Source organism: Kitasatospora sp. NE20-6 (genome assembly GCF_045862635.1).
Genome location: NZ_BPRL01000037.1, coordinates 123,183 through 131,795 on the forward strand (window position 1 = coordinate 123,183; position 8,613 = coordinate 131,795).

At 73.4% G+C, this 8,613-nt stretch carries 11 protein-coding genes; 6 read left to right on the top strand and 5 right to left on the bottom strand.

Annotated features, from left to right (window positions below; all coding sequences use genetic code 11):
• Window positions 1–72 precede the first annotated feature (72 nt).
• Window positions 73–450: a VOC family protein gene (locus tag SNE206_RS24235; RefSeq protein WP_407915604.1), complete on the bottom strand. Its 378-nt coding sequence runs from the start codon at window positions 448–450 to the stop codon at window positions 73–75.
• Window positions 451–626: 176 nt separating this feature from the next.
• On the opposite strand from SNE206_RS24235, the gene SNE206_RS24240 reads away from it, so the two are divergent.
• From SNE206_RS24240 to SNE206_RS24250, 3 genes are all read left to right on the top strand, one after another.
• Window positions 627–1,034, top strand: coding sequence for a hypothetical protein (locus tag SNE206_RS24240; protein WP_407915605.1), 408 nt, complete (start codon window positions 627–629; stop codon window positions 1,032–1,034).
• A gap of 215 nt (window positions 1,035–1,249) precedes the next feature.
• A complete protein-coding gene (locus tag SNE206_RS24245; RefSeq protein WP_407915606.1) occupies window positions 1,250–1,840 on the top strand; it encodes a gamma carbonic anhydrase family protein in 591 nt (196 codons plus the stop codon).
• A gap of 156 nt (window positions 1,841–1,996) precedes the next feature.
• Window positions 1,997–2,857 (top strand): hypothetical protein, encoded by an 861-nt coding sequence (locus SNE206_RS24250; protein ID WP_407915607.1) that lies wholly within the window; start codon window positions 1,997–1,999, stop codon window positions 2,855–2,857.
• Window positions 2,858–2,989: 132 nt separating this feature from the next.
• On the opposite strand, the gene SNE206_RS24255 is transcribed toward SNE206_RS24250, so the two are convergent.
• The 3 genes from SNE206_RS24255 to SNE206_RS24265 all read right to left on the bottom strand — a co-directional run bounded on the left by SNE206_RS24255 (window position 2,990) and on the right by SNE206_RS24265 (window position 5,558).
• Window positions 2,990–3,505, bottom strand: a complete 516-nt coding sequence (locus tag SNE206_RS24255; RefSeq protein ID WP_407915608.1) for a hypothetical protein — start codon at window positions 3,503–3,505, stop codon at window positions 2,990–2,992.
• Between the two features lie 286 nt (window positions 3,506–3,791).
• Complete coding sequence (locus SNE206_RS24260; protein WP_407915609.1) at window positions 3,792–4,220, bottom strand: proprotein convertase P-domain-containing protein; 429 nt, start codon at window positions 4,218–4,220, stop codon at window positions 3,792–3,794.
• A gap of 9 nt (window positions 4,221–4,229) precedes the next feature.
• Window positions 4,230–5,558, bottom strand: a complete 1,329-nt coding sequence (locus SNE206_RS24265; protein ID WP_407915617.1) for an MFS transporter — start codon at window positions 5,556–5,558, stop codon at window positions 4,230–4,232.
• A gap of 143 nt (window positions 5,559–5,701) precedes the next feature.
• Here SNE206_RS24265 and SNE206_RS24270 point away from each other — a divergent pair, with 143 nt between their 5' ends.
• A complete protein-coding gene (locus SNE206_RS24270; protein ID WP_407915610.1) occupies window positions 5,702–6,637 on the top strand; it encodes a LysR family transcriptional regulator in 936 nt (311 codons plus the stop codon).
• Window positions 6,638–6,821: 184 nt separating this feature from the next.
• The gene (locus tag SNE206_RS24275; protein WP_407915611.1) at window positions 6,822–7,439 is read left to right on the top strand and encodes a TOPRIM nucleotidyl transferase/hydrolase domain-containing protein; all 618 of its coding nucleotides are present in this window, start codon (window positions 6,822–6,824) and stop codon (window positions 7,437–7,439) included.
• 111 nt (window positions 7,440–7,550) lie between these two features.
• Here SNE206_RS24275 and SNE206_RS24280 read toward each other — a convergent pair whose 3' ends face one another.
• Window positions 7,551–8,108 (bottom strand): hypothetical protein, encoded by a 558-nt coding sequence (locus tag SNE206_RS24280; RefSeq protein WP_407915612.1) that lies wholly within the window; start codon window positions 8,106–8,108, stop codon window positions 7,551–7,553.
• 234 nt (window positions 8,109–8,342) lie between these two features.
• Between SNE206_RS24280 and SNE206_RS24285 the strand changes: the two genes are divergently transcribed.
• Window positions 8,343–8,613: GntR family transcriptional regulator (locus SNE206_RS24285; protein ID WP_407915613.1), on the top strand; the 271-nt coding region annotated here is incomplete at its 3' end.

Here is an 8,613-nt window from a genome sequence, read left to right on the forward strand (position 1 = left end):
GGCTGCGCCGGGCGGTGGCTCGCCGGTCGCTCGCCGGGCCGTCACCAGGCCCCCGGGTCGGACTCCGAGGCGTCAGGTGCGTACCCAGAAGCAGAACGGATGCCCGGCCGGGTCGAGCACGACCCGCACGTCGGGCTGCGGCTGGTGCGGGGCCACCGTCGCCCCGAGCGCGCGCGCCCGCTGCTCGGCGGCGTCCAGGTCGTCCACCTCGATGTCCAGGTGCATCATCATCTGCTGCTCGCCGGGGGTCGCGGGCCACACCGGGGGCACGTAGGCGTCCTCGGACTGGAAGGCGAGTCCGGTGCCGCCGTCCGGCGGTCCGATCCGCACCCATCCGGGCTCCTCGACGACGGTCTCCCATCCGAGCAGGTGCCGGTAGAACCCGGCCAGTCGCTCCGGTTCCGCAGCGTTCAGCACCGTCGAGGTCAACTGCATCCGTCCACCCGCCATCGGGATCCTCCTTCGTCGTGGTGCCGCCCTTCTTCCCCTCCACCTCCCCCCCGGGATCCGTCTGCGGGCCCGTTCCTGCGGCGGGTGAATATGGGGAGGACACCAGGCCGGGGTTCCGCTACTGTTCGCGGTCGTCCCCATCAAATGATCGTCTTTTCTCCATACAGGAATCATCTGTGAATCTCGACTTCAGTGCCGAGCCGCTCTTCTCCTGGTACGTCGTGCTGCTCATCATCAGCGGCATCGCGATGGTCGGCATCGGCGCCGTCAACTTCGGCGGCCTCAGCGCCGGGTGGCGCGTGTTCAACGTCCTCGCCGGTGTCGGCTTCGTCGGCTACGGCGTCTACCTCGGCTTCATCTTCGAGGGCGGTGAGTACATCATCTTCTTCAAGGCGTTCATCCTGCCGGTGCTGATGATCATCAACTTCGTCCGCTCGCTGTCGGCACGGAGCAAGGCCGCTGCGCCCGTGCAGTTCGTTCCGGCCCAGCAGGCCCCCGCGCCCGGGCAGTCCGTTCCGGCCCAGCAGGGGACGGAGCCCGCGGCCGGGCCGGTGGCCGCCGCGCAGCCGCAGCAGACCAACTGAGCCGTACCTGTCGCAGCACCGCACGGCGCCGCCCCCGGAGAACCCGTCCTCCGGGGGCGGCGCCGTGCGCGGGCCCAGCCGGTGGCCGTACGCCCGTTCGGCCCGCCACCGGAACCGGGCCGGTGCAGCGACCACCCTCGTCCGTGCGGCGGGGCAGGGCATGGTGCGATCATGACCGGCATCGGACGGCCGGTCGTCCGGCAGGAGGAGGCATCATGGCGGAGCCGTTCATCGCCGAAGTCGGGGGCCGCGTGCCCGCCGTGGACCCCACGGCGTTCGTCGCACCCAACGCCGTCGTCGTGGGGGCCGTGACGGTGGGCGCCCGGGCGAGCATCTGGTACGGCGCGGTGCTGCGCGGCGACGCCGAGTCGATTTCGGTCGGCGCCGACAGCAACATCCAGGACAACTGCACCCTCCACGCGGACCCGGGCTTCCCGCTGGTGGTCGGCGAGCGGATCTCGGTCGGGCACAACGCCGTGCTGCACGGCTGTGCGGTCGAGGACGACTGCCTGGTCGGCATGAACGCCACCGTCCTCAACGGGGCCCGGATCGGGGCCGGTTCGCTGATCGCGGCCGGCGCCGTGGTGCCGCAGGGCATGGAGGTGCCGCCCGGCTCCCTCGTCGCCGGGGTACCGGCCAGGATCCGCCGTGCGCTGAGCGCGGAGGAGCGCGCCGGGATCACGCTCAACGGCGAGGGGTACCTCCTGCTGGCCGACGGGCACCGGTCGGCGCGGCCGGTTCCCCGGCCGGTTTCCCGGCCGGCTCCTCCGGCGGAGGGCGTCACGGCCGGGAACGACGCCGGATAGCCGCAGCGGCCCCGACGGGTGCCGGCACGACGAGGACGGACGGCCCGCGGATGCCGCCCGGCAGGCATTCCGCCCGACAGGCATTCCGGCCGGGGACCGGCTCCTGGTAGGAAGTTCGGCATGATGGCGAACTCACTTTCTCCAGGCGCTGAACGGATGATCGCCGTGGGCCGCCGGCTGCTCGGCTTCGGGTACTGGGGTCCGCTCCTCCTGGCCGTGGTGGTCGCTCGCATCGCGACGACGCCGGAGCATTCCGGGACAGGGCTGCTGCTGCCGCTGGCGGCGGGTGCCGTGGTACTCGTGCCGCTGCTGCACGTGCTGCTCGGCGCGGTCGGTGCTCCGGCCGCGGCGGTGCCCGCCGAGGATCCGGCAGAGGGTTCGGCAAAGGGTCCGGCAGAGGAAGCTGCACCGTCCGCGGCACCCAGGGGAGTGCGGCGACCCCCGCGGCCGGGCAACAGCGTGCTGCTGGGCTGCCTGCTGGCGTGCGGTGCGCTCGTGCTGGGCTTCAGCGTGCCGGGCCGGGACTACGGGCTGCTGGGGATCGGCCTGGCGACACTCGTGCTGCTGCCCTTCGCGTGGACCGCCTGGCAGGTGATGATCGCCCTGCAGGCGGCCCAGGCCGTGGTGCGTCCGACCGCACGGACACGCGGGCGGCAGCAACTCGGCCTGTGGCGCTGGGCGGCGGCGCCGCTGATGGTCGGCACCGCCGTGCTGCTGATCGGCAACGACGTCCCGCAGGAGGCCCGGTTCGCGATGGGCCGGTCCGCGCTCACCTCCTTCGCCGAGCGGGCACTCGCGGCAGGCTCCGTCGACCCTGCTCCGACCCGGATCGGCGCCTACCACGTGCAGGACACCGAACTGGTCGACGGAGGAGTGAAGTTCGCGGTGTCGGGAACGGGTCTCTTCGCCCACCACGGATTCGCCTACTTCCCGCCGGGCGGTCCTGTCGGGCACCGCGACGAGTACACACAGATCGGCGGCCGGTGGTACAGCTGGTCAGGGGTCGACCACTTCTGAGGCCGGCCCGTCCCCGGTGCCGTGGGCCGTGGGCCGTCAGGGCCCACTGTCCACCGCCTCCGACCCGAACGGCTGAGCCCCGGAACGGTGAGCCTGTCGGCCCGGTGGGTGACCCCCCGGCCGGACCGGAACCTACCCGGTGGTACGGCCCGCAGCGCCGGGGGTCCGGGTCCGTGCCCAGAACCACGACCCCGCGCCCGCCAGCAGGGCTGCGCCCAGTGCGTAGACCGGGAGCCAGAGCGTGGTGGCGGCGAGACAGTCCGCGACGGCCTGGTGGCCGGCCTCGTGCTGGGCGTAGGCGAGCGCCTCGCCGTCCTGGCCGGCGAGGGATCCGAGGGCGGCCTGCGTGTGCAGGCTCTCGTAGCGGCCTGCCCGGCCGCACTCCTGACGGGTGCCGGGCATGGGGAACAGCCAGTCCCAGCGCTGCAGGGCCGGGGCGAGCGCCAGCGCCACGCACAGGCCCACCACCAGCGAGTAGGCCGTCAGACTCCGGCCGTAACCGGCCTGTCCGCCCGGCGTTCGCACCGGCACCCGGCCGAAGGACAGGACCACCGCGAGGAGCGTGATGCCGAGGTATGTGGAGAACCACTGCCACGAGCCCTCGGCGAAGGAGAACGCCAGCACCACGCCGAGTGCGGTCCCTAGCACCCCGGCGTCCCCGGCCGGCTGCGCGCCGGAGCCGTCCTCGGCTGCCCGGTCCCCGACGTCGTCCGTCCTGCCTCCACCCACACGCTCGCTCCTGCCTGCCGCGGGAGGACCAGCCTCCCGCGGCCACCGCGGCCGGCCACGGGCACCACACCGTCGGGCCCCTGGTCCCACCCGCTCGGTCCAACTCCGGAGCCCGTCCGCGCTGCGGAACCGCCGGCAACGGCCGGGCCGGGGGCGGGGGCGGGGGCGGGGGACGGCTCGGCCGCCCGGGTGGTGCTGCGCGGCGTCAGAACTGCAGGGCCCAGCTGTCGAGGTGGCCGGAGAAGTACTCCGACCCGCCGGCCACCCGCAGCTTCCACGTGCCGCCGGCCGTCACGGCGGAGGTGTCGATGCCGAAGATCCGGTGGATGCCGGCGTCCCATCCGCCGGTGAACTCCTCGCCCTTGAGCCGGTGCACCGATCCGTCGGGTGCGACCAGGTCGACGACCAGGTCGTCCGGGTACTGGTGGACGATCTCGACCGCGATGTCGAGATCGGCCGGGCCGCGGCCCGGTACGCCGGTGACGGTGATCCGTGAATCGGCGGTGGCCTCCTCGATCGGGAGGTCGACGGTGGTGGCCGTCGGCACCCGGGCCGGCGAGTGCTCCGAGGCGTCCGCGCCCTGGTTGCCCGCCGCGACGGTGTAGGTCGGGCCGGAGGCGATCGAGTTGCGCACGGCGGTGTGTCACGCGTGGCCGGGTGCCGCCTGCGGTGCGGAGGGATGTGCCACCGGGCGGCGGGGGAGCAGCAGCGGGGTCGCCAGCAGGAGTACGCCGGCCAGGCCGATGGCGGTGCGCGGGCCGAGCAGGCTGCCCAGCACGCCCCAGAGGGCCGTCAGGAGTGCGGTGGACGCCTTGGTCGTGACCGCCCAGGCGGTCAGCGTGCGGGCGACGCGGTCGGTCGCGGTGCGTTCGAGGCGGTAGGTGGCGTGGACGGGGTTGAAGACACCGCAGCAGAGGATGAGCCCGAACTCGACGCCGATCACCAGCAGCAGCCCCGAGGTGCCGGGCCCCAGGAGGGCCAGGCCGACGGGCCACAGGGCGCGCAGTGCCCCGGCGGTGACGAGGACCCGGTGCTGCCCGAACCGGGTGACGAGCGGCCTGGCCAGTCGCGAGCCGAGCAGCCCGCCGATCGAGGGCGCGGCGAAGGCGAGGCCGTACTGCCACGGTGCGAACCCGAGCGGGCCGAGCATCAGGACGGCCAGCAGCGGCTGGGTGGCCATCACCAGACCGTTGAACAGCGCGGTGTTGAGGAACAGCGGACGCAGCGCGGTGTCACCGAGGATGTACCGCCAGCCGTCGAGGAGGTCCCCGGCCCGCATGCGGGCGGCCTTCCGGGGCTCGGGCGGCGGCTCGTGCCCGCCGGTCGCACGGATGCCCAGGGCCGAGAGCAGGTAGCTGACGGCGTCGGCCGCCACCGTCGCCACCGGGCCGAGGAGCATGATCGCCGCACCGCCCAGCGGCGGACCGACGATCGTGGTCGTCCAGGCCGTGGACTCGAACCGGGCGTTGGCGACGAGCAGGTCCTCGGCCGCCAGCAGCGTCTTGAGGTACGCGCCCGAGGCGGCGCGGAAGGTGATGTCGGCCGCCGCGACGACGACCGAGACCAGCAGGAGCTGGAGGAAGGTGAGCACGCCGAACGCGAACGCGGCGGGGATCGTCAGGAGCGCCGCGGACCGCAGCAGGTCCGTCGCGATCAGTACCGGCCGTTTGCGGCGGAACTCCACCCACGGCCCGAGCGGCACCGCCGCGGCCGCGCCCACCGCAGCCCCCACGGAGGCGAGCGCGGCGACCTCGGCCGGTCCGGCGTGCAGCACCCGGACGGCGATCAGCGGGAGCGCGCCGAAGGCGAGCCACGTGCCGAGTGCGCTGGTCCCGTACGCCGCCCAGAGCCACCCGAACCGCCGCCCCAGCCGGTGCCCGGGCCGTTGTCCGGGCCGCCGCCCCAATCGGTGCCCCAGTCGGTGTCCGAGGCGTCGTCCGAGCGGCTGTTCCGGCCGGTGTCCGCTCCTCATGCCCGACATGCCCGAGGCCTCCCGTCACTCACCTGCACAACCGTTCCGCGATCGTGAGCATCAAAGCGAGCGCCGTACCTGCAGGTCAAACAACCGCAGGGAAGCCTGGCCACAACCAGTGGTTGTACCCGTAGGGTGTCGGCATGGACCTCGACACCGTCCGGACGTTCGTCGTCGCCGCCGACGCGGGACAGTTCCAGGAGGCCGCCGCCGCGCTGGCGGTCAGCCAGCAGGCCGTCTCCAAGCGCATTGCCGCACTGGAACGCAGCCTCGGCGTCCGGCTGTTCACCCGTACCGCGCGCGGCGTCGAGCTCACCATCGACGGGCAGGCGTTCCTGCCCCACGCGCGCGAGCTGCTGCGGGTCGCCGAGCGTGCGGTCGACTCCGTGCGCACCGGCCGCCGCCCGCTGCGCGTCGACGTGATCGCCTCGCGCGGCGCGGCGTCGGGCCTGATGCGCGGTTTCCACCGTGCGCACCCCGAGATCGACCTCGACGTGGTGATGCTGTTCGAGATCGAGACGGCCGTCGCCGCGATCCGGTCCGGTGCGGTCGACGCGTCGTTCCGCGCCGTCGCGGTGCCCGGCCGGCCCCTTCCCGAGGACATCGAGTCCGTGCGGGTGCTCGACGAGGAGCTCCAGCTCCTCACCGGCCCCGCCCACGCACTGGCGGGCGCCCGGTCGGTGACCGTCGCCGAGCTCGCCGGGCACCGGATCTGGATGCCCGGCATCGTCCCCGGCACCGAGTGGGCCGCCTACTACGACGACCTCGTCGCCGAGTTCGGCCTCACCATCGAGGCGACCGGCCCCAACTTCGGATCCGACGCCCTCCTCGACACCGTCGCCGACACCCCGGCCCTGGCCACCTTCATGGGCGGGCAGACCCGCCTCGTCTGGCCCGCCGGCCACGGTCTGCGCCGCATCCCGGTGACCGACCCGACGCCCGTCTACCCGCACTCGCTCCTGTGGCACCGGGACAACCCCCACCCGGCACTGGCCACCCTCCGCGCCCACCTCGCCGCCACGGCGGCCGGCCACGACGCCGCCGGGACCTGGGCGCCGACCTGGGTGATTCCGCGGTGAACGCCGCCGCTGGCCGTGCTGCCGCTGTCCGTGACGCCGCTGGCCGTGACGCTGCTGCGCGAGTTCACGTTCGAGAAGGACATCACGCCTCTCCTGCGGATGGTGCGGGCCGCCCGGGGCCGCCCGGAGCGCGGCCGACGCAAAATCGGTGCCGCACCGGTCCGCGCAGGAGGAAGATCGCCCCATGGCGGACATGCGAGCGTTCCGGGATGCGGTCACCGACTGGGCGTCGGGCAGCCCCGGCGGGCCGGCGGGCGAACTGGCCCTACGGCTGCGCGTACGGACCGCGGTGCTGCTGGAAGGGCTGAGCGACCTCGCGGCCGTCGAGGCGCTGGCCGTGCGCCACGGCCGGGACCTGCCCGCCGAAGGGGTGTGCGTCATATCCATGGGCGGAGCGATGAACATCGGCCGCTACGCCGACCTCCTCGGGCCGCCGGGGCTGGGCCTGCGCCTCGCCGGACTGTGCGACCAGGGCGAGCAGCCCTTCTACGACCGGGGCCTCGACCGGGCCCGCGCTCCGCGCGAAGGGTTCTTCGTGTGCGCGGTGGACCTTGAGGACGAACTCATCCGCGCGCTGGGCGTGGCGCGGATCGAGGAGGTCCTCCGGACCGAGGGCGACCTCCAGGCCTGGCGGATCTTCGTACGCCAGCCCGCACAGCAGGGCCGGCCCCCGCAGCAGCAGATGCGGCGCTTCCTCGGTACGAAGAAGGGCCGCAAGATCCGTTACGGCCGTCTCCTGGTCGAGGCCCTCGACTCCGAGCGGGTACCCGCTCCCCTCCACGACCTGCTCGTGCACCTGTGACCGAAGCACCGTCGGCCGGGTGACCGATGCGCCGTGAGGGATGCCGGGATCCGCGCTCCGGGACGGTGTCGGCCGCGGCGGGGCACCGCCGTCGGGTCACCTGCGGCCGGGTCACCTGGGGCCGTCGGACGCATCGGGGAGGTCGAAGCGGATCGGGTCCTCGTCCGTCAGCTGGTCGACGACGGCCTCCCAGCGTCGGAGCAGGGCGTGGTGATCGCGCAGGTGCTCGTGGGCGAAGTCGGTCTGTTCGCGCCAGGCGCGCGTGCGGTCCGCGGTGAGTTCGACCGGGTTCCGGGCGGCGGCTTCCGGGGCGTGCTCGGGATGGTCGAGGTGGTCGCTGCAGGTCTGGAGCGGCGCGGCGCCGATCGAGGTCCGGGGGCAGCCGGCCACGAAGCACAGGGCGTCGCTGCGGCCGACGACATCGACGCGGTACCGGTGGCCGCCGACCCGCAGGACCGCCCGCACCGTACTGCCGCGCTCTGCCGCGACCTTCAGGTACTCGGGGCTCTGCGGGGCCCTGCCGTCGGCCCGGTCCCTCTCCCGTACCGCCGCCCACAGGGCGATGACCGCTTCGAGCGACAGGGTGGTCGAACCGTTCTCGTCCTCGTTGGGCAGGCTGGCGCCGCCGTCGGCGATCGCCGCCTCCAGCACCGTCCTCAGTGACTCCATGGACCGGCAGCGTAGCCAAGTGAGGCAACCCTTGCCTTATTCAGCCCTGTCGGCGGCCGGCGGATCGATGGGCTCCGTGGGCTCGGTGGACCGAGTGGCGGGCGGCCGGGCCCGGTCGTGCGGGGGCTGATCGTCCTCCCGCTCTGCGCGCGCAGTGGCGTCCCGCGATTTCGGGTAAAGCGGTGTATTAACGATAATTGTTCCTCATAGCGCTTCCTGCTACCCTCTGCGACCATGGCGGGAGAAAAGGCGACACGAGCAGGCACGGTCCACGCGCTGATCCGCGAGGAGATCTTCCAAGGACGGCTGCAGCCCGGGCAGCGGCTGCGCCTGGTCGAACTCGCCCAGCGCTTCACCGTCAGCCAGTCCGTCGTCCGCGAGGCCCTGACCCGCCTGTCCGAACAGGGCCTGGTCACCGCCGCACCCCAGCAGGGCTTCAGCGTGGTCGCCCTCTCCCTGCAGCACCTCGACGAACTCACCGAGGCCCGCGTCGAGATCGAGTCGC

Coding starts and splice junctions, on each gene's coding strand:
- SNE206_RS24270 (WP_407915610.1), top strand. CDS start 5,702: ATGGACCTCGACACCGTCCGGACGTTCGTCGTCGCCGCCGACGCGGGA.
- SNE206_RS24235 (WP_407915604.1), bottom strand. CDS start 450: ATGGCGGGTGGACGGATGCAGTTGACCTCGACGGTGCTGAACGCTGCG.
- SNE206_RS24265 (WP_407915617.1), bottom strand. CDS start 5,558: ATGAGGAGCGGACACCGGCCGGAACAGCCGCTCGGACGACGCCTCGGA.
- SNE206_RS24275 (WP_407915611.1), top strand. CDS start 6,822: ATGGCGGACATGCGAGCGTTCCGGGATGCGGTCACCGACTGGGCGTCG.
- SNE206_RS24280 (WP_407915612.1), bottom strand. CDS start 8,108: ATGGAGTCACTGAGGACGGTGCTGGAGGCGGCGATCGCCGACGGCGGC.
- SNE206_RS24245 (WP_407915606.1), top strand. CDS start 1,250: ATGGCGGAGCCGTTCATCGCCGAAGTCGGGGGCCGCGTGCCCGCCGTG.
- SNE206_RS24250 (WP_407915607.1), top strand. CDS start 1,997: ATGATCGCCGTGGGCCGCCGGCTGCTCGGCTTCGGGTACTGGGGTCCG.